Source organism: Salarchaeum sp. III (assembly GCF_036418315.1).
Classification (GTDB): Archaea; Halobacteriota; Halobacteria; order Halobacteriales; family Halobacteriaceae; genus Salarchaeum.
The window spans coordinates 181,213-203,838 of record NZ_JAZHPG010000027.1 but is presented as its reverse complement, the minus strand read 5'-3'; the positions used below and the strand labels follow the sequence as shown (position 1 = coordinate 203,838).

General features: G+C 66.7%; 23 protein-coding genes. 12 read left to right on the top strand and 11 right to left on the bottom strand.

Translation table 11 applies throughout. The features are described 5' to 3' along the window. Positions 1 to 1,380: an MATE family efflux transporter gene (locus U3A55_RS11720; RefSeq protein WP_330991688.1), complete on the bottom strand. Its 1,380-nt coding sequence runs from the start codon at positions 1,378 to 1,380 to the stop codon at positions 1 to 3. A 138-nt stretch (positions 1,381 to 1,518) separates the two neighbouring features. On the opposite strand from U3A55_RS11720, the gene lipA reads away from it, so the two are divergent. The 8 genes from lipA (at position 1,519) to U3A55_RS11680 (ending at position 9,512) form a co-directional block, all read left to right on the top strand. Next, a complete protein-coding gene (lipA, locus tag U3A55_RS11715; protein ID WP_330991687.1) occupies positions 1,519 to 2,454 on the top strand; it encodes a lipoyl synthase in 936 nt (311 codons plus the stop codon). A 197-nt stretch (positions 2,455 to 2,651) separates the two neighbouring features. Then, positions 2,652 to 3,767 carry a pyruvate dehydrogenase (acetyl-transferring) E1 component subunit alpha gene (pdhA, locus tag U3A55_RS11710; RefSeq protein ID WP_330991686.1) on the top strand — a complete coding sequence of 372 codons (1,116 nt, stop codon included), beginning with the start codon at positions 2,652 to 2,654 and terminating at the stop codon, positions 3,765 to 3,767. Position 3,768: 1 nt separating this feature from the next. Next, the gene (locus U3A55_RS11705; RefSeq protein ID WP_330991685.1) at positions 3,769 to 4,752 is read left to right on the top strand and encodes an alpha-ketoacid dehydrogenase subunit beta; all 984 of its coding nucleotides are present in this window, start codon (positions 3,769 to 3,771) and stop codon (positions 4,750 to 4,752) included. Positions 4,753 to 4,754: 2 nt separating this feature from the next. After that, a complete protein-coding gene (locus tag U3A55_RS11700; RefSeq protein ID WP_330991684.1) occupies positions 4,755 to 6,260 on the top strand; it encodes a dihydrolipoamide acetyltransferase family protein in 1,506 nt (501 codons plus the stop codon). After that, a complete protein-coding gene (lpdA, locus tag U3A55_RS11695; RefSeq protein WP_330991683.1) occupies positions 6,260 to 7,684 on the top strand; it encodes a dihydrolipoyl dehydrogenase in 1,425 nt (474 codons plus the stop codon). The genes U3A55_RS11700 and lpdA overlap by 1 nt, the downstream gene beginning before the upstream one ends. 65 nt (positions 7,685 to 7,749) lie before the next feature. After that, on the top strand, positions 7,750 to 8,559 hold the full coding sequence (gene pheA, locus U3A55_RS11690; protein ID WP_330991682.1) for a prephenate dehydratase: 810 nt from the start codon (positions 7,750 to 7,752) through the stop codon (positions 8,557 to 8,559). 62 nt (positions 8,560 to 8,621) lie between these two features. Further along, entirely contained in the window at positions 8,622 to 9,032 is a 411-nt protein-coding gene (locus U3A55_RS11685) for an Hsp20/alpha crystallin family protein (protein ID WP_330991681.1), read from the top strand. Positions 9,033 to 9,062: 30 nt separating this feature from the next. Then, positions 9,063 to 9,512, top strand: a complete 450-nt coding sequence (locus U3A55_RS11680) for a peroxiredoxin (RefSeq protein WP_330991680.1) — start codon at positions 9,063 to 9,065, stop codon at positions 9,510 to 9,512. Here U3A55_RS11680 and U3A55_RS11675 read toward each other — a convergent pair. Further along, positions 9,504 to 9,962 (bottom strand): hypothetical protein, encoded by a 459-nt coding sequence (locus tag U3A55_RS11675; protein ID WP_330991679.1) that lies wholly within the window; start codon positions 9,960 to 9,962, stop codon positions 9,504 to 9,506. The genes U3A55_RS11680 and U3A55_RS11675 overlap by 9 nt on opposite strands. 103 nt (positions 9,963 to 10,065) lie before the next feature. Between U3A55_RS11675 and leuS the strand changes: the two genes are divergently transcribed. Beyond that, positions 10,066 to 12,906, top strand: coding sequence for a leucine--tRNA ligase (gene leuS / locus U3A55_RS11670; RefSeq protein ID WP_330991678.1), 2,841 nt, complete (start codon positions 10,066 to 10,068; stop codon positions 12,904 to 12,906). 111 nt (positions 12,907 to 13,017) lie between these two features. Here the strand turns inward: leuS and U3A55_RS11665 are convergent, their stop codons facing one another. From U3A55_RS11665 to U3A55_RS11635, 7 genes are all read right to left on the bottom strand, one after another. Beyond that, positions 13,018 to 14,007 (bottom strand): ornithine cyclodeaminase family protein, encoded by a 990-nt coding sequence (locus U3A55_RS11665; RefSeq protein ID WP_330991677.1) that lies wholly within the window; start codon positions 14,005 to 14,007, stop codon positions 13,018 to 13,020. A gap of 45 nt (positions 14,008 to 14,052) precedes the next feature. Beyond that, positions 14,053 to 14,934 (bottom strand): hypothetical protein, encoded by an 882-nt coding sequence (locus tag U3A55_RS11660; protein ID WP_330991676.1) that lies wholly within the window; start codon positions 14,932 to 14,934, stop codon positions 14,053 to 14,055. A gap of 114 nt (positions 14,935 to 15,048) precedes the next feature. Beyond that, positions 15,049 to 16,722: a thermosome subunit alpha gene (gene thsA / locus U3A55_RS11655; protein ID WP_330992340.1), complete on the bottom strand. Its 1,674-nt coding sequence runs from the start codon at positions 16,720 to 16,722 to the stop codon at positions 15,049 to 15,051. A 127-nt stretch (positions 16,723 to 16,849) separates the two neighbouring features. Continuing rightward, entirely contained in the window at positions 16,850 to 17,404 is a 555-nt protein-coding gene (locus U3A55_RS11650) for a KH domain-containing protein (RefSeq protein WP_330991675.1), read from the bottom strand. Positions 17,405 to 17,457: 53 nt separating this feature from the next. After that, positions 17,458 to 18,579, bottom strand: a complete 1,122-nt coding sequence (locus tag U3A55_RS11645; RefSeq protein ID WP_330991674.1) for a tryptophan--tRNA ligase — start codon at positions 18,577 to 18,579, stop codon at positions 17,458 to 17,460. 190 nt (positions 18,580 to 18,769) lie between these two features. Continuing rightward, entirely contained in the window at positions 18,770 to 19,612 is an 843-nt protein-coding gene (gene rio1 / locus U3A55_RS11640) for a serine/threonine-protein kinase Rio1 (RefSeq protein ID WP_330991673.1), read from the bottom strand. A 32-nt stretch (positions 19,613 to 19,644) separates the two neighbouring features. After that, positions 19,645 to 19,854: a hypothetical protein gene (locus tag U3A55_RS11635; protein ID WP_330991672.1), complete on the bottom strand. Its 210-nt coding sequence runs from the start codon at positions 19,852 to 19,854 to the stop codon at positions 19,645 to 19,647. A gap of 132 nt (positions 19,855 to 19,986) precedes the next feature. Here U3A55_RS11635 and U3A55_RS11630 point away from each other — a divergent pair, with 132 nt between their 5' ends. Beyond that, positions 19,987 to 20,529, top strand: coding sequence for a hypothetical protein (locus tag U3A55_RS11630; RefSeq protein WP_330991671.1), 543 nt, complete (start codon positions 19,987 to 19,989; stop codon positions 20,527 to 20,529). 106 nt (positions 20,530 to 20,635) lie between these two features. Here the strand turns inward: U3A55_RS11630 and eif1A are convergent, their stop codons facing one another. Further along, positions 20,636 to 20,923 (bottom strand): translation initiation factor eIF-1A, encoded by a 288-nt coding sequence (eif1A, locus tag U3A55_RS11625; protein WP_330991670.1) that lies wholly within the window; start codon positions 20,921 to 20,923, stop codon positions 20,636 to 20,638. Positions 20,924 to 21,006: 83 nt separating this feature from the next. On the opposite strand from eif1A, the gene U3A55_RS11620 reads away from it, so the two are divergent. Both U3A55_RS11620 and U3A55_RS11615 read left to right on the top strand, forming a co-directional pair. Then, positions 21,007 to 21,186 carry a DUF7470 family protein gene (locus U3A55_RS11620; RefSeq protein WP_330991669.1) on the top strand — a complete coding sequence of 60 codons (180 nt, stop codon included), beginning with the start codon at positions 21,007 to 21,009 and terminating at the stop codon, positions 21,184 to 21,186. 32 nt (positions 21,187 to 21,218) lie between these two features. Then, the gene (locus U3A55_RS11615; protein WP_330991668.1) at positions 21,219 to 21,488 is read left to right on the top strand and encodes a hypothetical protein; all 270 of its coding nucleotides are present in this window, start codon (positions 21,219 to 21,221) and stop codon (positions 21,486 to 21,488) included. Positions 21,489 to 21,615: 127 nt separating this feature from the next. On the opposite strand, the gene U3A55_RS11610 is transcribed toward U3A55_RS11615, so the two are convergent. Further along, on the bottom strand, positions 21,616 to 22,596 hold the full coding sequence (locus U3A55_RS11610; RefSeq protein WP_330991667.1) for a tyrosine--tRNA ligase: 981 nt from the start codon (positions 22,594 to 22,596) through the stop codon (positions 21,616 to 21,618). Positions 22,597 to 22,626: the final 30 nt, after the last annotated feature.

Genomic DNA, 22,626 nt, shown 5'->3' with positions numbered 1-22,626 from the left:
CTAGTCCGCGCTCGCCGCGTCGGCCGCGCGGCGGAGCATCCCGCCGTCCGAGGAGTACCAGAAGTAGACGCAGAGGCCGACGGCGGCGGCGACGTTCGAGAGCGTCACCGCCCAGAAGACGGCGTGGACGCCGTACCCGAGGCCGACGCCGAGGATGCCGGAGGCGATGGTGGCGATGGGGACGCGGACGCCCCAGTACTGGAGGAGCGACGCGTACATCGACACGTCGGTCTTGCCCGCGCCGTTGAACCCGGATTCAGCGGTGTAGATGGCGCCGAGCGCCCAGTAGCCGAACGCGAGAATCACGAGGTAGTCCACGGTGAGCGAGAGGCCGTCGGGGGTGAGCGTCGGCGCGAACACGGTCGCGATGGTTTCGGGTATCGCGAGCTGAATCGCGGCGAAGACGGAGAGGCCGATGACAGCGATGGCGACGGCGACCCACGTGGTTCGGCGGGCGCGGTCGGGGTTGCCCGCGCCGACGTTCTGCCCGACGACGCTGGTCGCGGCGTTCCCGAGGCCGATAGCGGGGACGAACGCGACGGTGGAGATGCGCGCGCCGACGGTGTACGCGGCGAGGCCGGCCGACCCGGCGGTGAAGGAGACGACGGCGATGACGGCGACGCGGGCGGCCTGCCGGGCGGTGCGCTGGCCGGCGGCGGGCCAGCCGACGGACACCAGCTCGCGCGCCACGTCGGTGTCGAACGTGAACGAGTCGAGGGAGAGCGAGAAGTTCCGGGTGCCGCGGAACGTGACGTACACGGCGAGCAGCAGGCCGAACAGGAACCCGAGGGCGGTGGCGAGGCCGGCGCCGAACACTTCGAGGCGGGGGAACGGCCCCCAGCCGAGGATGAGGAAGGGGTCGAGGACGAGGTTCGACCCGAAGGAGGCGACGTTGATGTAGAGCGCGGCTTTCGAGTCGCCGGACGCGAGCAGTCCCATTTCGAGCACGTCGCTCGCGCCGGCGGCGAGCGTGCCGACGGCGTACACCCGGAGGTAGACCGCGGCGTAGTCGGCGACAGCGCCCGTGCCGCCGAGCAGCGCGACGAACGTGTCGGCGAACAGGAGCGCGACGACGGCGACGACGATTTGGAGCGCGATAGAGAGGACGATGCCGGCCCAGACGACGCGGCGCGCGCCGTCGTCGTCGCCGGCTCCGAGGCGCTGGGAGGTGAGGACGTGCGTGCCGGTGATGGCGAGCATCGCGGGGACGAGCGAGAGCGCGGTCAGTGGGATGACGAGGCCGACGCCGGCGACAGCGTCCTCGCCCACGCGCCCGACGAAGAACACGTCGACGACCTGCTGGGCGACGGCGACGAAGTTCTGTGCGACGAGCGGGGCGGCGAGGAGGAGGAGGGTGCGCGTGAGACGACCGTCCACCATATCTTCGTTCGAAACATCAAGCATAGTTCAACGTTCGAGTTGTACCCAAATTACCTGAAGAGTTCATTAATCTATTGATATCTTCGTCGGGGCGCGCGGGAACCCCACGTTTTTGCCGTCGCACGCGAACGCTAGGATATGAGTCGCCGACGGAAACCGGACTGGCTGAAGATGCGGCCGCCGTCCGGCGAGCGGTTCACGGAGATAAAGCGCACCCTGCGCGACCACGACCTCCACACGGTGTGCGAGGAGGCGTCGTGTCCGAACATGGGCGAGTGCTGGAGCGGCCGGGACGGCCCGGGGACGGCGACGTTCATGCTGATGGGTGACCGCTGTAGCCGCGGCTGCAACTTCTGCGACGTGAAGACAGGCGGCATGGAGCCGCTCGACCCAGACGAACCCGCGAACGTCGCGGAGGCAGTCGCCGAAATCGGCCTCGACTACGTGGTGCTCACGTCGGTCGACCGCGACGACCTCGACGACCAGGGCGCGAGCCACTTCGCGGAGACGATTCGCGAGATAAAGAAGCGCGACCCCGACATCCTCGTGGAGTCCCTGATTCCGGACTTCCGGGGCGAGGAAGAACTCGTGCAGCAGATTATCGACGCGGGCCCGGACGTCATCGCGCACAACGTGGAGACAGTGGAGCGCCGGCAGTTCCCGGTTCGGGACCGGCGCGCGGGCTACGAGCAGTCGCTCTCGGTGCTCGAACAGGTCGGTGACGCCGACGACGTGTACGCGAAGACCTCGATAATGCTCGGCGTCGGCGAGCACGACCACGAGGTGTACCAGACCTTGAGCGACCTCCGGGAGCGCGGCGTGGACGTGGTGACGCTCGGGCAGTACCTCCAGCCCAGCCGTTCGCACCTCGACGTCGCGGACTACGTGCACCCCCAGAAGTTCGAGACGTGGCGCGAGGTCGCGGAGGACGAACTGGGCTTCCTCTACTGCGCGAGCGGGCCGATGGTGCGGTCGTCGTACCGCGCGGGCGAACTGTTCGTGGACGCGCTGCGGCGGGACGACCGGTCGGTGGCGGACGCGCGGGAGGCGGCGCGCGCCCGCGCTGGGGAGTGAGACGTTCGTCCACTCTCCGCCACGACCACGCATCCTAGCGGAAGAATCCTCGAAAATGGACTTGTTTTTTCGACAGTGAGATTTTCTGCCCTCTGTAAGTGGACGTAAGTCCACGAATCCGAGCGGTGTGTGGCTCGTTACGAAAACCATATGGTGTGGGCTGTGGCAATTATTACTATGCAAGGACGGGGATGCCCGTGACCTCGATACTGGACCGCGAGCCGGACGACCGCTTCCGCATCCTCGACGAGGACGGAGAAGTCGTCGACGGCGCGTCCGTCCCGGACCTCTCCGACGAGGAGTTGGTGGAGATGTACCGGACGATGAAGCTCGCGCGCCACTTCGACGAGCGCGCGGTGAGCCTCCAGCGGCAGGGCCGCATGGGGACCTATCCCCCGCTTTCCGGCCAGGAGGGCGCGCAGGTCGGGAGCGCGATGGCGCTCACCGACGACGACTGGCTCGTCCCGAGTTACCGCGAGCACGCGGCGACGCTCGTCCACGGCGTCCCGCTGAAGCAAACGCTCCTCCTCTGGATGGGGAACGAGCACGGGAACGACGTGCCCGCGGACGCGAACGTGTTCACCACGGCGGTCCCCATCGCGAGCCAGATTCCGCACGCGACCGGGCTGGCGTGGGCGTCGAAACTGAAGGACGAGGAGGGGAAGGGATTCCTCTGTTACTTCGGGGACGGCGCGACGAGCGAGGGCGACTTCCACGAGGGCCTGAACTTCGCGGGCGTGTTCGACACGCCGAACGTGTTCTTCTGCAACAACAACCAGTGGGCGATTTCGGTGCCCAGAGAACGCCAGACGGCGTCCGAAACCATCGCGCAGAAGGCGACCGCGTACGGGTTCGATGGCGTCCAGATAGACGGCATGGACCCGCTCGCGGTGTACGCGACGACGAGGGCCGCGCTGGAGAAGGCGAAGAACCCGGGCGAGGGCGAGCGCCGGCCGACGCTCGTGGAGGCCGTGCAGTACCGGTTCGGCGCGCACACGACCGCCGACGACCCCTCGGTCTACCGCGAGGAGGCCGAAGTCGAGAAGTGGCGCGCGAAGGACCCGATTCCGCGCCTGGAGAACTTCCTCCGGGCCACGGGCCGACTGGACGACGAGGCCGTGGAGCGAATCGAGGAGGCGGTCGAGGAGCACGTCGCGAACGCCATCGAGGCGGCCGAATCGACGCCGCGTCCCGACCCGCGGGAGATGTTCGAGAACGTGTACGCGGAGATGACGCCGCGGCTCGAACGCCAGCTCGCGGCGTTCGAGGAAGTGCGCGAGAAGCACGACGACGAGGAGATACTGGAGGACTGAGATGACTGAGACACAGAACTTGACGCTCGTTCAGGCGGTCAGGGACGGCCTGCACGACGCGATGGCGGCCGACGACGACGTGGTGGCGCTCGGACAGGACATCGGGAAGAACGGCGGCGTGTTCCGCGCGACCCAGGGGCTCCACGAGGAGTTCGGGGAGGAGCGCGTCATCGACACGCCGCTCGCCGAATCCGGTATCATCGGAACGGCGGTCGGGATGGCCGCGTACGGCCTGAAGCCCGTGCCCGAAATCCAGTTCTCGGGCTTCATGTACCCGGGCTTCGACCAGATCGTGAGTCACATGAGTCGGATGCGCACCCGAAGCCGGGGGCGGTACACGCTCCCGATGGTGTTGCGCGCGCCGTACGGCGGCGGCATCCGCGCACCCGAGCACCACTCGGAGTCGAAGGAGGCGTTCTACGCGCACGAGGCCGGGCTGAAGGTCGTCGTCCCCTCGACGCCGTACGACACGAAGGGCTTGCTCATCTCGGCCGTCCGCGACCCCGACCCCGTGGTGTTCCTCGAACCGAAGAAGATCTATCGCGCGTTCCGCGAGGAGGTGCCGGACGACCCGTACGAGGTCCCGCTCGGCGAGGCATCAGTGCGTCGGGAAGGCAGCGACGTGTCCGTGTTCACGTGGGGTGCGATGACGCGCCCGACGCTCGAAGCCGCGGAGAACCTCGCGGGCGAAATCGACGTGGAGGTCGTGGACCTCCGGACGCTCAGCCCGATGGACGAGGAGAGCATCGTGGAGTCCTTCAAGAAGACCGGGCGCGCCGCGGTCGTGCACGAAGCCCCGATGACGGGCGGACTGGCGGGCGAAATCGCCGCGACGCTCCAGGAGCGCGCGCTCCTCCACCAGGAAGCACCGGTCGAGCGCATCACGGGCTTCGACACGCCGTTCCCGCTGTACGCGCTTGAGGACTACTACCTCCCCGGGCCGGCCCGAATCGCTGAAGGTCTGCGGAACGTCATGGAGTTCTAGAGATGCCAACTGAATTCAAACTGCCCGACGTGGGCGAAGGCGTGGCGGAGGGCGAAATCGTCGCGTGGCTCGTGAGCGAGGGCGACACGGTCGAGGAGGACCAGCCGGTCGCGGAGGTCGAGACGGACAAGGCGGTCGTCGAAGTCCCGTCGCCGTACGACGGGACGGTGAAGCAACTGCACTACGAGGAGGGCGACGTGGTGCCCGTCGGCGAGGTCATCGTGACGTTCAACGTCGCGGGCGAGGACGACCTCGACGCCACCCCCGAACCGGACGAAACGCCCGCCGCGGACGAGGACGCGGACACGGAAACCGCGGAAGCCGCGTCCGCCGCGTCCGGCGGGTCGGGTCGGACGTTCGCCCCGCCGTCGGTGCGGCGGTTGGCGCGCGAACTCGGCGTCGACCTCGCGAGCGTCGCCGGGAGCGGGCCGAGCGGCCGCATCACCGAGGGCGACGTGCGCGCGGCCGCCGAATCGGGCGGGGAGAGCGCGGAGGAGTCCGCGCCGAAGTCCGCGGTGACGAAAGTCACAGACGACGACGGCGAAGCGGACGAGCCGAAATCGGCCGTGTCGACGGTCGAGTCGGGGAGCGCCGCGGAGGCGGCGGGACGGGAGCAGACGCTGGCCGCGCCGGCGACGCGCCGCGTGGCGGAGGAGCTCGGCGTGAACCTCGACGACGTGCCCGCGACGGAGCAGCGCGAGGACGGCGCGTTCGTGAGCGAGGCGGCGGTCCGCGAGTACGCCGAAGCCCAGCAGGCCGCGCAGGCCGCGGACACCGCCGAAGTGCGGGCGGGCGACGCCGGAACCGGGGCGCGTGAGGAGCGCGTGCCCTACCGCGGCGTCCGGCGCACCATCGGGAAGCAGATGGCGGAGTCGAAGTACACCGCGCCGCACGTCACCCACCACGACACGGCCGTCGTGGACGCGCTCGCCGACGTGCGCGAGGAACTGAAGCCCGTCGCCGACGAGCGGGGCTTCCGGCTGACCTACATGCCGTTCATCGTGAAGGCGGTGGTCGCCGGCCTCAAACAGCACCCCTACCTGAACTCCCAGTTGGACGAGGAGAACGAGGAGATCGTCCTGAAGAACTACTACAACATCGGTATCGCCGTCGCGACCGACGCGGGCCTGATGGTGCCCGTCATCACGGACGCGGACGAGAAGACCATCCCGGAAATCGCCGCGGAGATGCGCGACCTCATCGAGAAGGCGCGCGACCGCAGTATCAGCCGGGAGGAGATGCAGGGCGGGACGTTCACGCTCACGAACTTCGGCGCCATCGGCGGCGAGTACGCGACGCCCATCATCAACTACCCCGAGACGGCGATTCTCGGCCTCGGCGCGCTCGAAGAACGCCCGGTGGCGGAGGACGGCGAGGTCGTGGCGAAGGAGACCCTGCCGCTGTCGCTGTCCATCGATCACCGCGTCATCGACGGCGCGGTGGCGGCGGAGTTCGCGAACACAGTGCAAGACTACTTGGAGAACCCCACCATGCTTCTACTCGAATAATGGTCGTCGGAGATGTCTCAACCGGAACGGAACTCGCGATAATCGGCGCCGGCCCCGGCGGGTACGTCGCCGCGATTCGCGCGGGCCAGCTCGGCCTGGACGTAACGCTCATCGAGAAGGACGCGTGGGGCGGCACCTGCCTGAACTACGGCTGCATCCCCTCGAAGGCCCTCATCACCGCGACCGACGTGGGGTACGAGGCCGACACCGCGGAGGAGATGGGTATCCACGCGGATGTGAAGGTCGACGTGAACCAGATGACGACGTGGAAGGACGGCGTCGTCGACCAGCTCACGTCGGGCGTGGAGAAGCTCTGCAAGGCGAACGGCGTGAACCTCGTCGAAGGCGTCGCGGAGTTCGAGAGCGAGAACAAGCTCCGGGTCGCGCACGGTGGCGACGGCCAGGGGTCGGAGACCATCGAGTTCGAGAACGCGGTCATCGCCACCGGGAGTCGCCCCATCGAAGTCCCCGGCTTCGAGTACGACGGCGAGCACGTGCTGAGTTCGCGGGACGTGCTCGACCTCGACCGCGTCCCCGAATCCATGGTGGTCGTCGGCGGCGGGTACATCGGGATGGAGCTCTCGACCGTGCTCGCGAAGATGGGGTGTGACGTGACCGTCGTGGAGATGCTGGACGACATCCTCGCGGGCTACGAGGAGGACGTGACGAGCGTCGTCCGCCAGCGCGCGCAAGACCTCGGTATCGACTTCCGGTTCGGCGAGGCGGCGAGCGACTGGGAGAAGCGCGACGGCGACATCGTCGTCACCACGGAGAACGAGGACGGCGAGGAGTTCCGGTACGCGACGGAGAAGGCGTTCGTCGCGGTCGGCCGCCAGCCCGTACTCGACACGCTCAACCTCGACGCCATCGGCCTCGAACCGAACGAGGACGGCCACCTCGAAACCGACAATCAGGCGCAGACCGACGTGGAGGGCGTGTACGCCGTCGGGGACGTGGCGACGGGGCCGATGCTCGCGCACAAGGCCTCGAAGGAGGGGCAGGTCGCCGCGGAAGCCATCGCGGGCGAACCCGCCGCGCTCGACTACCAGGCCGTGCCCGCCGCCGTCTTCACCGACCCCGAAATCGGCACCGTCGGGATGACCGAGCAGGAGGCCGAAGACGCCGGGTTCACGCCAGCCGTCGGGAACTTCCCGCTGCGTGCGTCGGGGCGCTCCCTGACGACGGGGAACGACGACGGGTTCGTCCGCATCGTCGCCGACGAGGAGTCCGGGTTCATTCTGGGCGCGCAAATCGTAGGGCCGGAGGCGAGCGAACTCGTCGCGGAACTCGGACTCGCCATCGAGATGGGCGCGACCCTGGAGGACGTGGCCGCGACCATCCACACGCACCCGACGCTCTCCGAGGCCGTGATGGAGGCCGCCGAGCACGCGCTCGGCCACGCCATCCACACCCTCAACCGCTAATCCGCACCCGGGCGTCCGTCAATATCGGCGACGGCTTTTTCTCCCCCTCGCGGCGTACGAAGCGTATGAAGGTCGTCACCCTGGGACCGTCCGGAACGTACTCACACCGCGCCGCCACCGCCGTCTCGGAGGACGCGGACGTGGGGTTCCGGGAGTCCGTGCACGCCATCGTCTCCGCGGTCGCGGACGGCGACGCCGACCGGGGCGTGGTCCCCATCGAGAACTCCATCGAGGGGTCGGTGACGGAGTCGCTTGACGCGCTCGCGGAGCGCGAAGTCGCGGTCGTGCAGGAGGTCGTGACACCAATCCGGCACGCGCTGCTCGCGCAGACCGAGACCGTGGAGACCGTCGCGAGCCACAGCCAGGCGCTCGCGCAGTGCCGGAGCTACCTCGACGAGAACTATCCGGACGCCGAGCGGCAGGCGGTCGCGTCCACGGCGCGCGGCGTCGAACTCGCGCGGGAGACCGCGGGCGTCGCCGGTATCGGCCACCCCGACAACGCGGGCGACGACCTCACCGTGCTCGCGGAGGACATCCAGGACCGGAACTCGAACGCCACCCGGTTCTTCGTCGTCGCCGGCGTCGACGAGCGCTCCGACGCCGGCGGGAAGTCCACGTTCGTGGTCTACCCGAACGCGAACTACCCCGGACTACTCCTCGACCTGCTCGAACCGTTCGCGGACCGCGACATCAACCTCAGCCGGGTGGAGTCCCGGCCGAGCGGCGAACGCCTCGGCGACTACGTCTTCCACCTCGACGTGGCCGCCGGCCTCTACGAGCAACGCACGCAGGACGCGCTCGCCGAAATCGACGCAATCGCCGAAGACGGCTGGGTGCGCCGCCTCGGCTCCTACGACGTCCGCCACGTCGTCTGAGCGGGTCGACGGCTCGAACCGGCCGCCGAGTTTTAGCGTTCGCACGCCCTACGTTGGCGTGTATGACGCGACGACGAAGCCCCTTCGACGAGTTCGAACGACTGTTCGACCGAATGAGCGACCAGTTCGAGGACTTCGACGTGGAGAGCCGCCTCGCCGTGGACGTGGAGGACACGGGTGACGCGTTCGTCGTCACCGCCGACCTCCCCGGATTCGAGAAGGAGGACATCGACGTGCACCTCCGGGACGACGCGCTCCAGATCGACGCGACCCACGAGGAGTCGCCCGAGAAGGACGTGAAGGAGCAGTACATCCGCCGCGAGCGCTCGAAGCGCTCCGTGTCGCGGTCGCTTTCGCTCCCCGAGGCCGTCGACGAGGACGCGGTGTCCGCGTCGTTCAACAACGGCGTCCTCACCGTGGAACTCCCGAAGTCTCGCGACGAGGACGACTCGACCAGCATCGACATCGCGTAAGGCTAAGTTCCGGGAGTCCGTGTACCCGGTATGCTCGAACCCGGTGACGGCGCTCCGGACGTATCGGCAGAGAATCAGGACGGCACCCTCGTCGACCTCAGCTTCGAGGAACCGACGGTCGTCTACTTCTATCCGAAGGACGACACGCCCGGCTGTACGGTCGAAGCGAAGCAGTTTAACGCCGAGCTCGACGCGTACGCGGAGGCCGGCGTCGACGTGTACGGCGTCAGCCTCGACGACGTGGACTCCCACGAGGAGTTCGTGGAGAAGTACGGCCTCGACTTCGACCTGCTCGCGGACCCGGACGGCGACATCGCGGACGCGTTCGGCGTGGACACGAGCGAGGGGTACACCGAGCGCGTGACGTTCGTGCTCGCCGGCGGCGAGGTCACGCACGTCTACGAGGGCGTGAAGCCCGACGGTCACGCCCGCGACGTGCTCAACGACATCCTCGACGACGGCCTCGCGACCCTAGACTGACCCCGCGATTCGGTCGGCGAGCGCTGCGACCGCCGGACGCCACTCCTCGGCGTACTCCCCGTGTTTCGGCGGCGCGAGCGACAGGTCGAGCGCGCGGTACGCGAACCCGGGGACGTGGTCGTCCGCGAGGCCGCCGACGAACTCGGCGTTCGCGCGTTTGCTCGAAACCCCGCCCGCGTCGAGCGCGTAGTAGTCGCTGAACGCCTGCACCAGAAGCACGGGCCGGTCGAAGTCGCCGGCGTCCGCGTACCGCGCGAGCTTCACCGGGTTGTTCGCCGGGTCGGCTCGACGCATCTCCACCTCGACGAACACCCGGCGGTCGGCGGTCTTCCCGGCGACATCTACCGGGGTGCGGCGAACGCGTTCTTCGGTCGTCCAGTCGAACTCCGGGAGGCGCTTCGCGAGCGCGTCGGCGAGGGCGTCGTGAACGGCGTCCGTGAAGGCGGCCACGAGCTGGGCGTCCCGCCCCAGCAAGGTGGCGTTTTCGGTGACGCGAACAGGGAGAGCAGTCAGTATGAGAGGGCTTTAGGCGTGCGGCCGTGAGGGTACGGACATGAGCTACGAGCCACGGGAACTCGAACGGAAGTGGCAGGACCGCTGGGAGGACGGCGGTCGATACGAGGCCGACCCCGACGGCGAGGACGAGGACGCGACGTTCGTCACCGTCCCCTATCCCTATCCGTCGGGCGGGATGCACGTCGGACACGTCCGCACGTACACCGTCCCGGACGTCTACGCCCGCTACCGTCGCCTCCAGGGCGATAACGTCCTCTTCCCCATCGCGTGGCACGTCACCGGCACGCCCATCGTCGGAGCGGTGAACCGCCTGCAGAAGGGCGAAGAAGACCAGATTTCGGTTCTCCGGGACACGTACAACGTCCCCGAGTCGAAGCTCCACGACCTGGAGACGCCGATGGGCTTTGCGAGGTACTTCCTGGAGAACCACTACAAGAAGAACATGAAGTCGCTCGGCCTCAGCATCGACTGGCGCCGGGAGTTCACGACGAACGACGACCGCTACTCGAAGTTCATCGAGTGGCAGTACCAGACGCTCCGGGAGCGCGGCCTGCTGGAGAACGACCTCCACCCCGTGAAGTACTGCACGGAGGAGGAGAACCCGGTGACGACGCACGACCTCGCGGAGGGCGAGGAAGCCGAGGAACAGAACTACACGCTCGTGAAGTTCCGGCGCGGCGACACCGTCGTTCCGATGGCGACGCTGCGCCCGGAGACCGTTCGCGGCGTGACGAACGCGTACATCAATCCCGACGCGGAGTACGTCGAGGCCGAGGTCGACGGCGAACGGTGGCTCGTGAGCCACGACGCCGTGCAGAAACTCGTCCTGCAGGCGCGCGACGTGGAGATTCTGGAGCGGTTCACGGGCGACGCCCTCGTGGGCGAGCGCGTGGAGAACCCGGTGACGGGCGAGGACGTGCTCGTCCTCCCCGCCGGCTTCGTCGACGCGGATAACGCCACCGGCGTCGTGATGAGCGTGCCCGCGCACAGCCCCGACGACTGGGTCGCGCTTGAGGAGGCGAAGGCCGACGAAGAGCGCATGCGCGAGTACGGCATCGACCCCGCGGAAGTCCGGGAGATAGAGCCGAAGTCCATCATTGACGTCGAGGGCTACGGCGTCTTCCCCGCGCGGGACGCCGTCGAGGAGTACGGCATCGAGTCGAGCGACGACCCTGCGCTCGAGGACGCGACGCAGGACGTGTACAACCGCGAGTTCCACGCCGGCCACATGAAGGACATGTACGACGAGTTCGCCGGCGACCTCGTGGAGGACGTCCGGGAGCGCTTCGCGGACGCCTACGAGGAGGCGGGCGTGTTCGACTCGATGTACGAGTTCTCGGAGGAAGTCGTCTGCCGCTGCGGCGGCGACGTCGAGGTCGCGAAACAGGAGACGTGGTTCCTCCGGTACAACGACGAGGACTGGAAGGCCAAAGCCCGCGAGGTCGTCGCGAACCTCGATGCGACTCCGGAGAACACGCGCGACCAGTTCTACCACACCATCGACTGGCTGAAGCAGTGGCCGTGCATCCGGAACTTCGGGCTCGGCACTCGGCTGCCGTGGGACGACGACTTCGTCATCGAACCGCTCTCCGACTCCACCATCTACATGTCCTACTACACGGTCGCCCATCGGATTCAGGACATCCCGGCGGAAGACCTCACGCCCGAGTTCTTCGACGCGCTGTTCTACGGCGCGGACGCGGTGGAGGACGCGCCCGAGCGCGCGGTCGAACTGCACGAGGAGTGGGACTACTGGTATCCCGTCGACTACCGGTTCTCCGCGAACGACCTCATCAGCAACCACCTGACGTTCTACCTGTTCCATCACGCAGAACTGTTCGACGAGCCGAACTGGCCGCAGGGCACGACCATCATGGGGATGGGACTGCTGGAAGGCCAGAAGATGTCGTCGTCGAAGGGCCACGTCGTCCTCCCCGAGAACGCCATCGAGAAGTACGGCGCGGACACCGTTCGGTTCTTCCTGCTGAACTCCGCGGAGCCCTGGCAGGACTTCGACTGGCGGGCTGACGAAGTGGAGAACACGAAGAACCAGCTCGCGCGGTTCCACGAGCGCGCCCGAGAAATCATCGACGCCGACGTGCCCGAGGAGCGGCCCGACCTGAAGCGCATCGACCGCTGGCTGCTGTCGAAACTTCAGGACGCGGTGCGGGAAGCGACCGAGGCGATGGACGGGTTCGAGACGCGGAAGGCGAGTCAAGCCGCGTTCTACGGGTTCCAGGACCACATGAAGTGGTACCGCAAGCGGACGAGTCTCGACCGTCCGGGCGCGGCGTGGACGCGTCGCGAAGTCCTGCGGACGCGTGTGCGGCTGCTCGCGCCCATCGTGCCGTTCCTCGCGAACGAACTCCACGAGGACCTCACGGGCGTGCCCGCGGAGGATGCGACGTGGCCGGAACCCGACACCGAGTTCGAGTCTGCGCGTATCGAGACCGAGGAGTCCCTGGTGAAGTCGCTCGTCGAGGACGTGCGCGACATCGTGGACGTCACGGGCACCGACCCCGACGAGGTTCGGGTGTTCACCGCGGCGAACTGGAAGCAGACGGTGTTCGACGAGGTCGCCGAAACCGGCCCGGACGTTGGCGCCGTGATGGGGACGGTGATGCAGCACGAGAGCCTGCGCGAGCGCGGGAACGAGGTGAACGACCTCGTGCAGGAACTCGTCGCCGACGTGCGCGGGCGCTCCGACGAGGAGATAGAGACGCTCCGCGAGACGGACGAAACCGAGGTGTACGAGGCGGCGGCCGGGTTCCTCGCGCGGGAGTTCGACGCGAACGTCGCCGTCATCCCCGAGGACGAAGCGGACGCGGAGAAAGCGAGTCAGGCGGTTCCGTTCCGGCCGGCTATCCTGCTCGACTAGGGGCGTTCACGCCGGACATCGAATCCGGAACGGCCGTCCGGCGGGGTTTCGCGGTGCCGTTCCGGGCGAGCGCTATCGCACGCCCGGTCTGGCCGCGGCTTCCTACTTGTACTATCGGACGCCGAGCAGGTCGAACTCGGTGCCGTTGTCCTTCTCGTTCGCGTGCTCGTAGACGACGTGCGCGGCCGCCACGTCCTGAATCGCGAGGCCCGTCGAGTCGAAGACTGTGACGCCGTCGTCGCTCGTTCGACCCTCCGCCTTCCCGGTGACGATTTCGCCGATTTCGCCGTAGATGTCGTCCTCGTCGAGCACGCCCTCGCTCCACGGGACGTTGATTTCGCCGGAGTGCGTGGTCTGCGCGAAGTCGTCGATGACGACTTTCGCGTCGAGGAGGATGTCGTTCGCTATCTCGTGTTTGCCCGCGGCGTCCGCGCCCATGGCGTTGACGTGCGTGTGGTCGGCGAGGTCGCTGGAGTGAACGATTGGGTCCTCGACGGGCGTGACGGTGGAGAGGATGTCGCAGTGACCGGCGTCGGTGATGGTTCCCTCGCGCACGTCGAAGTCGTCGCCGAAGTAGTCGATGAACTGCTCGATGCGCGCCTCGTTCAGGTCGCTGACGACGACCTCCTCGATGTCCCGAATCTGGCTGATGGCTTCCAGCTGGGTGTAGGACTGGACGCCCGCGCCGACGAGGCCGAAGCTCGACGCGTCCTCGACGGCGAGGTAGTCGGTGGCGACGGCGGCGGCCGCGCCGGTGCGCTTCATCGTGAGTTCGGTGCCGTCCATGATGGAGAGCGGGTAGGCGTTCTCGGGGTCCGAGTACACCATCGTCCCCATCACCGTGGGAAGGTCGAAGCGGTCGGGGTTGTCCGGGTGGACGTTCACCCACTTGATGCCGGCGGCGTCCCAGCTCCCGGCGTCGAGGTACGCGGGCATCGACCGGAAGTCGCCGTTGTACTGCGGCAGGTCGATGTAGGACTTCGCCGGCATCTGGGCGTCGCCCGTCTCGTACGCCGCGAAGGCGTCCTCGACGGCCGAGATGAGTTCGGCCATCGGCGTGTTCTCGTGTACGTCGTCCTTGTTCAGGAGCAGCGTGTCCATGCCCGCAAATCTTGCAGGCCGGCACTTAGAACGTCCGTTTCCGGGTTAGGCGTCCGTGACCTCGACCGTCCGCTCGAAGTCGCCACACGGCGTCCGGAACGCGAACGACACCCGGTCGACATCCTGGCTTCCGACGTGAGTGTCCAGGAAGCCAGTCACCTCCTGAGACTCGCCCGGACCGATGTCGATTTTGACTGTCTCGAACCGGTAGGCAGGCCCGGTTTCGTTCAGTGCCGCACGAAACCGCCCGATTCCAGCGCCTTCGTTCGTGACGCGCACGGACACCTCGATTGGCTCGTCGCTGGCGACAGACTCCGGCGCGCTGAAGTCGGTACATTCGAAATTCGGCGGTTCCTGGAGCCGGCCGGTGATGTAGTTGGGGAGGGACCAACTGACGGGTTCGTCGCTCTCGTCGCCGAACTGAACCCGGAGCCGTGGGTCGTCGGTGGCGACGGGTTTCGGTGCGTCGAAGCCGACCCAACTGGTTCCGTTCCGGTCGGCGTCGTAGACAGCGCCGCGCTCCCAGAACTCGCTCCCGGACACGTCGTCGTACGCTACCCACCCGGGAACGTCGTCTTCGATGCCGAGCGAGAAGTCGCTGGGCGCGGGTCGTGGCTCGCCGTTCACCGAGACGGCGGCGATGACGGCCTGCCGGTCGTCGAACGAGAGCACGTCGAGCGTATCGGGCGTCGCGAGGTAGTACGCCGAGTCCTGCACGGCCACAGCACGGGGCGTGACGTCCGTCCCTTGGACGGTCGTCGTCTCTCTCCACGGGAGACGGGTCGGCTCCGAAGTCGAGGCGTCGGCTGTCGTGGACGTGTCCGCGGACGTCGGTTCGGAAGCGGGACCGGGACCGGACTCCACGCACCCGGCGAGCGCCGCGAGCGCGGCCGCGCCGCCGCCGAGGTAGTCGCGTCGAGAGGGCATGGGCCGCGATACAGCCGCGGCTGGTAAATGTCTTGTCGCGTCGAAAGAAAGCCGCGTGTCGGTGAGCGTGCGGTGCGAGGCAGTGTGGGGTGGGCGTGTGTCCTGAAGCGGGACTTACATCGCGCCGCCCATGCCACCCATGCCGCCCATGCCGCCCATGCCGCCGGCGCCACCGGGGCCGCCGGGGCCTTCGTCGCCGCCGGAGTCGGAGTCGATCTGGCCGCCGGCGAGGTCGCCCGCAGCGATGACGTCGTCGATGCGGAGGATCATCGTCGCGGCCTCCGTGGCGGATTCGATCGCCTGCGTCTTCACGCGGAGGGGTTCGACGACGCCCTCGTCGTCCATGTCGATGACTTCGCCCGTGTAGGCGTCGAGACCGGCCGCGGTCGCGCCGCCGTCGTGCTGGCTGCGGAGGTCGACGAGCGAGTCGATGGAGTCGAGGCCCGCGTTCTCGGCGAGCGTGCGCGGGATGACTTCGAGCGTGTCGGCGAACGCCTCGACCGCGAGCTGTTCGCGGCCGCCGACGCTGTCCGCGTAGTCGCGGAGGCGCATCGCGAGTTCGGTCTCGGGCGCGCCGCCGCCGGGGAGCACCTGACCGTCTTCGAGCGTGACGCGGACGACGCCGAGCGAGTCGTCGATTGCGCGCTCGACTTCGTCGACGACGTGTTCGGTGCCGCCGCGGAGGATGAGCGTGACGGACTTCGCGTCAGCGACGTCCTCGACGAAGATGCGTTCGTCGCCGCCGATGTCCTTCTGCGCGACGTTCCCGGCGTGGCCGAGGTCTTCCGCCTCGATGTCCTTCACGTTCGAGACCGGGACGGCGCCGGTCGCGCGGGCGAGCCGGCTGATGTCGTCGCTGCTGGTGCGGCGGACGGCGAGGATGCCGTGCTGCGCGAGGTAGTGCTGGGCCATGTCGTCGATACCGCCGTCGACGAACACGACGTTCGCGCCCACGTCGTGGAGCGCGTCGACCATCTCCTCGAGCTGCTGTTCTTCCTGGTCAAGGAACGCCTGGAGCTGGTCGGGGTCAGTGACGTTGACCTCGGTGTCGATTTCGGTCTCCTGGACTTCGAGCGCGTCGCCGAGCAGGGCGACGTTCGCGTCCTCGACGGCGAACGGCATGTTCTCGCTGACGCGCTCCTTGTCGACGATGACGCCCTCGACGAGTTCGGAGTTCTCGATGGCGCCGCCGGTGACTTTCTCGACCTTGATGTTGTCCGTGTCGACGACGCCGTCGTCGGCGACGGACTGGACGGCGCGAACGACGAGTTCGCTGAGGACGTCCTTCGCGTTCTCCGCGCCCTTGCCGGTCATGGCGGTGGCGGCGATTTTCTCGAGGTACTCGGTGTCGTCGGAGCCGATGTCGATGGCGATGTCCTCGAGGATTTCACGCGCCTGCTGGGACGCCTCTCGGTATCCCTGAGCGAGCGTGGTCGCGTGGATGTCCTGTTCGAGGAGTTCTTCGGCCTCCTTGAGGAGTTCGCCGCTGACGATGACCGCGGACGTGGTGCCGTCGCCGACCTCGTTCTCCTGGGTCTCGGCGACTTCCACGATCATGTTCGCGGCGGGGTGCTCGATGTCCATCTCCTTGAGGATGGTGACGCCGTCGTTCGTGACGACGACGTTCCCCGAGGAGTCGACGAGCATCTTGTCCATGCCTTTCGGGCCGAGCGTGGTGCGGACGGACTCCGCGACGGCCTTTCCGGCGGTGATGTTCATCGACTGTGCGTCCTTCCCCGATGTTCGCTGCGAGTCGTCGGAGAGTACGATAAGCGGCTGATTACCCATTTGCTGCGCCATAGCTACTCGAATGATTGATTGTCCTTCTACATAAAACCACCGCCAAGTATGCTAACGAAGCGTGTGGAAGGCGTTAACGCGTGTGAACAAGTACCAAGAACCGGTTGTTTAAGTACTACCCGTGGTACTCGTGGTAGTCCATCCCCTGATGCTTGAGTTCCTCCGCGCGCTTTCGCTCCAGGAAGGAGTACACCGCACCGTGGGGCGCGCCGTCGAGAATCATCTCTGCCGCCGACCGTGCGATTTCGACCTCGTTCGGACCGCCGATAACGCCGAACGTCGACCCGTAGATGACGACGGTCGCACCCGTGAGTTCCTCGATAATCTCTCGGGTCCGGCCGTTCTCGCCGATGAGTCGTCCCTTCTTCCGGCGGAGGTCGTTGTCGTTTCGCGCCGCGCGGCCGATGTCGATGGTGTCGAACAGTCGCATGTCGTCGTCGAGCAGGGTGAGTGCGTCGTCCGGTCGGAACCCCCGACCGATTGCGCGCACGATGTCCGGGCCCTTCAGGCCGCGAACCGGGTCGCCCGTCTTCTCCACCGCGACCGCGCCGTTCTCGGAGTCCACATCGAGTTCGACCTCCGCCTCCCGCTCGATGCGGCGGAGCGTCTCACCGCCCTCACCGATGAGGACCCCGATGCGGTCCTGCGGAATCTTCACGTGCTGAGTCATTGGCGAATCCTAAGAGATGAAGCCGTTTAAGCGTTCAGTCCTCCGCTCCCCCGCTACAGCCCGACCGCCGCCCGCGCCCGCTCGCGCTCGTCCGCGGTGAGCCGATAGGACGCGAGTTCCTCGTCCAGCGACCCCAGGCTCGCCTTCCGTGACTGGTGCTCGCGGAGGAACGCCACTATCTTCTCGGCCGCGAGTGTCTTCAGTTCGCCCGAGAGCAACTCGCCCTCGCGGTACGCGGCCTCAATGTCGCGGAGGCGGTCGTCGTCCGGTTCGAAGAACGCCTGCAGGTACTGGAACGGCACATCCTCCTCGGGAATTCCGCCCTTCTCGCGGTGCTCAGCGACGGTCGCGCGCCCGCCCGTGTAGGCGTGCGACGTGATTTTCTCGCGGACGGTGTCGGGGTCGTCGTCGAGGTGGATGGCGACGCCCTCGCTCGAACTCATCTTCCCCGGGCCGTCGAGACTCGGGAGGAACTTCCCGAGGAGCGCGCCGGGTTTCGACACGTCGTATTTCGCCTTCGCCGCCACGTCCCGGGAGACGCGAACGTGCGGGTCCTGGTCGACGGCGATGGGCACCAGAGTGGCGTGCTCGCCCTCCACAAGTTGGGGGAGGAGGAGGTGGGCTGTCTGGACGGCGGGGTAGAACGCGAGGCCGACGTTCGGCGGGTCGCCGTACGTCGCCGTCATCTGACTGTGCGTGATATCGCCCGCGAACGCCGACGCGACGGGGTACACCACGTCAGCGTCGTCCGTGTCCACGATGATGCGGGTGTTCTCGGGGTCGAACCCCACCGCGAGAACGTCCCGGAGGTTGTCGCGGAGGTAGTCCCGGGTCTCCCGATAGGTCTGGTCCTTCGCGTAGTACTTCTCGTCGTCGGACAGTGGAACGTAGACGGTGGCGTCGAACGCCTCCTGCAGGTGTTTCGCGAAGTAGAACGGGAGAACGTGCCCGAGGTGCATCGGCCCGCTCGGCCCGCGGCCCGTGACGACCGACCGCTGGTCCGCGTTGAGGAACCGCTCGACATCGCGGCCCGCGTAGAACACGTCACGGCGCGCGAGCGGATGGCCGAGGCGTTCCTGGTCGGCGTCCCGGAGGCGGTCCGCGCCGAAGTCGTCGAGGAGTCGTTCGTAGTCGATATCGCCCGAAACGCGGTATGGTGTGACTGTCTGGGTCATGTAGGGGTGGCTGCGTGGCTCTCTGTGTGCGGTGCGCGAGGAGAGCGAGTGAGCGCCACCTCCACGGGAAGCGCGGTTAGGCCGCGACCCCGAGGCGAGCGACACTGTCCGCTCCCGGGCCGTGCCAGCGCCAGTCGGGAGCGGACTGCATACGCGGAGGTCAGCGTGACGGCGGAAAAAGCCTATCGCTCTACTCGCGCGTGACGAACGCGTACAGGTCGTCCACGTTCGCGTCGGCGCCCGCCCGCGAGAAGAAGTTCGCGACGTTCCGGCAGTCCCGCCGCAGGAACTCGTCGGCGTTCGGGTGGTAGGTGGTGACCGCCTGCCCCACGTCGATAACCGTCAACTCGCCCTCGTGGACGACGATGTTGTACTCGGAGAGGTCGCCGTGCACGAGCTTCGCGTCGTACAACCGCCGCATGTACTCCTTCACAACCTCGTACGCCGTCTCCGGGTTCTCCAGCGTCACGTCGGTGAGCGTCGGGGCGGCCTCGTCCTCCCCGCCGATGTACTCCATCGCGAGCACGTTCCGCTGGACGGCAATGGGTTCCGGGACCTTCACGCCCGCCTCCGCCGCGCGCTGGAGGTTCGCGAACTCCTTGCGCGTCCACGCCAGCACGACGGATTTCTTGTCCCCCCGGATGCCCTCGAAGCGCGGGTCGCCCTCCAGGTAGTCCCGCATCTGCCGGAAGTCCGAGGCGTTCACGCGGTACACCTTCAACGCGACCGTCTCACCCTCCGGCGCTTCCGCGGCGTACACGTTCGCCTCCTTCCCCGTCGAGATGGGGCCGCCGAGCGCCGCGACGTACCCGTCCTGCACGAGTTTGTAGATTGCCGCGTACGTCGCGTCGTCGAACGCGCCCGCCTCGACCTTGAACTGGTCCGCGTCCTTCACGCGCTTGCGGAACTCCGCGAACTCGCGGTCGCGCTTTCGCGCGATGCGGTCGGCTTCCGTGTCGGAAACGTCGATTTCCTCGAACTCGTCCCCGGGCGCTCCCTCGGTCTCCTCCACGAAGTCGTCGTCCTCGGTCACTGGTCGCGACTACGCAGCGCGCTCGTAAAAGGTCACGGAGAATTCTGCACTCCCCGCCACAGCCGGGAGACGAGGTACAGGCCGGCGACGAAGAGCGTCGTCGCCGTGAGCGCGATAGCGACCACGTTCGGCAGCGGGGCTGGAGTCCCGAGCGCGACGAGCAACCCGAACACGAGGACGCTCACGAGATAGGTCGCTTGCCACTCGCGCACGGACGCCGGGAATCGGAGGGTCAAAGCCATACAGAGAAAACTCACCAATAATATAAACAATTTTTTACTACCACTCCCACCAACTGTTGTAGAAAATATATAGTTAAGATGATTTCTAGTAGGAAAATTTAATAGTGCCTCTGTCCGATTATTCAGCTGCGTATGACTGCTAAAGAGGAGGACAAGACGGTGAATAGACGATCGGTACTCAAAGGAACGGCAGGGCTGCTTTCTATCGGAGGCCTAGCCTCCACTGCCCAAGCAGCTTCGGATAATGAGGACGGAGGACCTGAAGTCGAACCTGAGGTCATGACTAATGCAACCCATAGGTTCGACCCGCAAACGGTCTCAGTCGGTGATACCACTTACGCTCGTGGGACTGGTTCGTGGACAACCCCCACCATCGGCGATATCGTTCAATTCGACATGTTCATTGCCGCAGAGAATATTGGGCGCCCAACGATTACAGCATCGAATTTCCCGAACATCGAGAGCGGATTCCACTACGATAGCGGGTCTGACAATCCGCTCGGAGAATCAGCGTACCACTTCAGCACTGGCCAGTTCACGATTATCGCTCCGTTCGGAACCACCCGCTACCTCGACGTTAAAATCCCGACGTTCCATAGAGGACGTGTAGAAGGTAAGAGCGGGACGCTGTGGCCCTGGTGGGATTTCGCAGTGGGGTATCTCGACATCAAATGAGGCGAAATCGGCCATAGTACAGTCGAACCCGAGGTAGTAGATGCCCCATCCCTCGTTCGCACCTGAAAAACCGTGTAGTGTGCACTATCTACACAGTCGGAGATCGTTAATCCAGGTGGCCCTCCTCTCTGAGTTGTTCCGCGTCCGCCTTCTCGTAGCGCCACGTCACGTCCGCCTTCTCGTCCTGCCAGTCCCACGGCTCCACCAGCACGATGTCGCCCTCGCGAATCCAGATGCGCTTCTGCATCCGCCCCGGGATGCGGGCGGTTCGCTCCGTCCCGTCCGCACAGCGGACTTTCACTCGGTTCGCGCCGAGCATGTTCGTCACCTCGGCGAACACTTCGTCCTCGTCGGGCATCCGCAGGTTCTTGCGGCTCCCCTCGTCCTCGCTCATACGCCCGCGTAGTCGCGGCAGACTTTTAAATCCCTACTCTCTTCCACCGAAACCGGCTTCCCCGCCGCGAAAAACTACCACGTATGCTCGACAAACTCGGCACGCAGGGCGTCCTCGGCATCATTCTTGTACTCGCCGGCCTCGGCGTCGTCGCCTACAACGCGCCCATCGTCGCGCTCGGCCTGTTCGTCGTCCTCCTCGGACTCGCCGTGCTCGTCCGGCGCGGCCTCCGCGCCGGCATGGAAATGATGGGGATGGCCTGAACACCGAAGACGCGCTCGCCCGAACATAGACCGTGCACCCACCGTACGTCGCCGCCGTCCTCGTGCTCGCCGCGCTCGCGCTCGTCGCAGCCGCGGCGTTCCGCGGCTGGTGGCGACACGAACACTCCCGCCCCATCGGCAGGGTCGAACTCGCCGCGCTCGCGGTCGCCGCGGTCGGCAGCGCGCTCGCCGGACTCGCCGTCCTGTTCCACATCCACATCATCGCACACCCCTATCCGGCCGTTATCGGCGCTACAACTCTCGTTCTCTCCGCACTCGTTCTCTCCGTCCGCGCCCGATAGTTCAAACCGGAAGCCGACACAGCCACGGCTATCACTCAGTAAGCCACCGCACGGACACAGGAATCGGAGAGCGGCAGTCACCCCCGTGCGACCCACGCGACTGCCCGAACGCCCCCAGCGCCTCAGCTCAGGAACGGAGCTCCCGCAACCGCTCCCGGCCCGGTGCGATAAGTTCGTCGAGGTAGTCCGCGAGCGCGCCCTTCGCGTCCGCCGGATGGAGTTCGCCGGATTCGAGGTCGTGGGCGAGCGCCTCGTACTCGTCGTACGTCAGGTCGCCGCCGTACTCGTCCGGCCGCTGGACGACGACTTCGTCGAACCGCGGGAACACGTGGTACTCGAAAATCTGGATCACGGGGTTTTCGAGGTCGCCCTCGGGGTCGCGGGTCGGCGGACAGAACGCGCTGTTGACCTTCTCCGCGATGTCCTCCGTGGAGTCCTCCATGCTGATGTTCACGCCGGACGAGGAACTCATCTTCCCCTCGCCGGATTCGAGGTCGGCGATGAGCGGCGTGTGCAGGGATGTCGGCGCGTCGTACCCGACGTTCGGCAGCACGTCTCGCGCGAGCATGTGCACCTTGCGTTGCTCCATCCCGCCGACCGCCAGATCCACGTCGAGGTACTCGATGTCGAGCGCCTGCATCAGCGGGTAGACGGCCTGCGAGACCTTCACGGAGTCACCGCTCTTGATTTCGCTCATCGCGCGCTCCGCCCGCGAGAGCGTCGTCTCCAGTTCGAGCGCGTGCAGGTCGAGCACGTAGTCCTCGTCGAACTGGAAGGACGACCCGTAGACGAACTCCGTCGACTCCTCGTCCAGTCCGTACGCGAGGAACTGCTCGCGCATCCGCTCCGCGATCTCCTCGATCTCGTCGAACGACCCCTTGTCGTTCAGGTAGGCGTGCACGTCCGCGAGCAGGACGACCACGTCGAACCCCGCGTTCTGGAGGTCGATGAGTTTGTTCGCGCCGAGGAGGTGGCCGATGTGGAGCACACCGGACGGCTCGTACCCGACGTACACCCGCTTCCCCTCGGGGTCATCGGCGAGCGCTCGGACTTCCTCTTCGGTCACGACTTCCGCGGCGTTCCGCGTGACCAACTCGTACGTGTCCATACACGACCCTCCCGACGAGCGGGAAAGAAA

Bases quoted from the DNA above. Each gene is read 5' to 3' on its own strand.
- lipA (WP_330991687.1), top strand. From the start codon at position 1,519: ATGAGTCGCCGACGGAAACCGGACTGGCTGAAGATGCGGCCGCCGTCC.
- eif1A (WP_330991670.1), bottom strand. From the start codon at position 20,923: ATGAGCGAGGACGAGGGGAGCCGCAAGAACCTGCGGATGCCCGACGAG.
- U3A55_RS11635 (WP_330991672.1), bottom strand. From the start codon at position 19,854: ATGGCTTTGACCCTCCGATTCCCGGCGTCCGTGCGCGAGTGGCAAGCG.
- U3A55_RS11645 (WP_330991674.1), bottom strand. From the start codon at position 18,579: ATGACCCAGACAGTCACACCATACCGCGTTTCGGGCGATATCGACTAC.
- U3A55_RS11705 (WP_330991685.1), top strand. From the start codon at position 3,769: ATGACTGAGACACAGAACTTGACGCTCGTTCAGGCGGTCAGGGACGGC.
- U3A55_RS11630 (WP_330991671.1), top strand. From the start codon at position 19,987: ATGACTGCTAAAGAGGAGGACAAGACGGTGAATAGACGATCGGTACTC.
- lpdA (WP_330991683.1), top strand. From the start codon at position 6,260: ATGGTCGTCGGAGATGTCTCAACCGGAACGGAACTCGCGATAATCGGC.
- U3A55_RS11660 (WP_330991676.1), bottom strand. From the start codon at position 14,934: ATGCCCTCTCGACGCGACTACCTCGGCGGCGGCGCGGCCGCGCTCGCG.
- U3A55_RS11665 (WP_330991677.1), bottom strand. From the start codon at position 14,007: ATGGACACGCTGCTCCTGAACAAGGACGACGTACACGAGAACACGCCG.
- U3A55_RS11720 (WP_330991688.1), bottom strand. From the start codon at position 1,380: ATGGTGGACGGTCGTCTCACGCGCACCCTCCTCCTCCTCGCCGCCCCG.
- U3A55_RS11620 (WP_330991669.1), top strand. From the start codon at position 21,007: ATGCTCGACAAACTCGGCACGCAGGGCGTCCTCGGCATCATTCTTGTA.
- U3A55_RS11610 (WP_330991667.1), bottom strand. From the start codon at position 22,596: ATGGACACGTACGAGTTGGTCACGCGGAACGCCGCGGAAGTCGTGACC.
- U3A55_RS11680 (WP_330991680.1), top strand. From the start codon at position 9,063: ATGCTCGAACCCGGTGACGGCGCTCCGGACGTATCGGCAGAGAATCAG.
- leuS (WP_330991678.1), top strand. From the start codon at position 10,066: ATGAGCTACGAGCCACGGGAACTCGAACGGAAGTGGCAGGACCGCTGG.
- U3A55_RS11700 (WP_330991684.1), top strand. From the start codon at position 4,755: ATGCCAACTGAATTCAAACTGCCCGACGTGGGCGAAGGCGTGGCGGAG.
- pheA (WP_330991682.1), top strand. From the start codon at position 7,750: ATGAAGGTCGTCACCCTGGGACCGTCCGGAACGTACTCACACCGCGCC.
- U3A55_RS11650 (WP_330991675.1), bottom strand. From the start codon at position 17,404: ATGACTCAGCACGTGAAGATTCCGCAGGACCGCATCGGGGTCCTCATC.
- U3A55_RS11685 (WP_330991681.1), top strand. From the start codon at position 8,622: ATGACGCGACGACGAAGCCCCTTCGACGAGTTCGAACGACTGTTCGAC.
- thsA (WP_330992340.1), bottom strand. From the start codon at position 16,722: ATGGGTAATCAGCCGCTTATCGTACTCTCCGACGACTCGCAGCGAACA.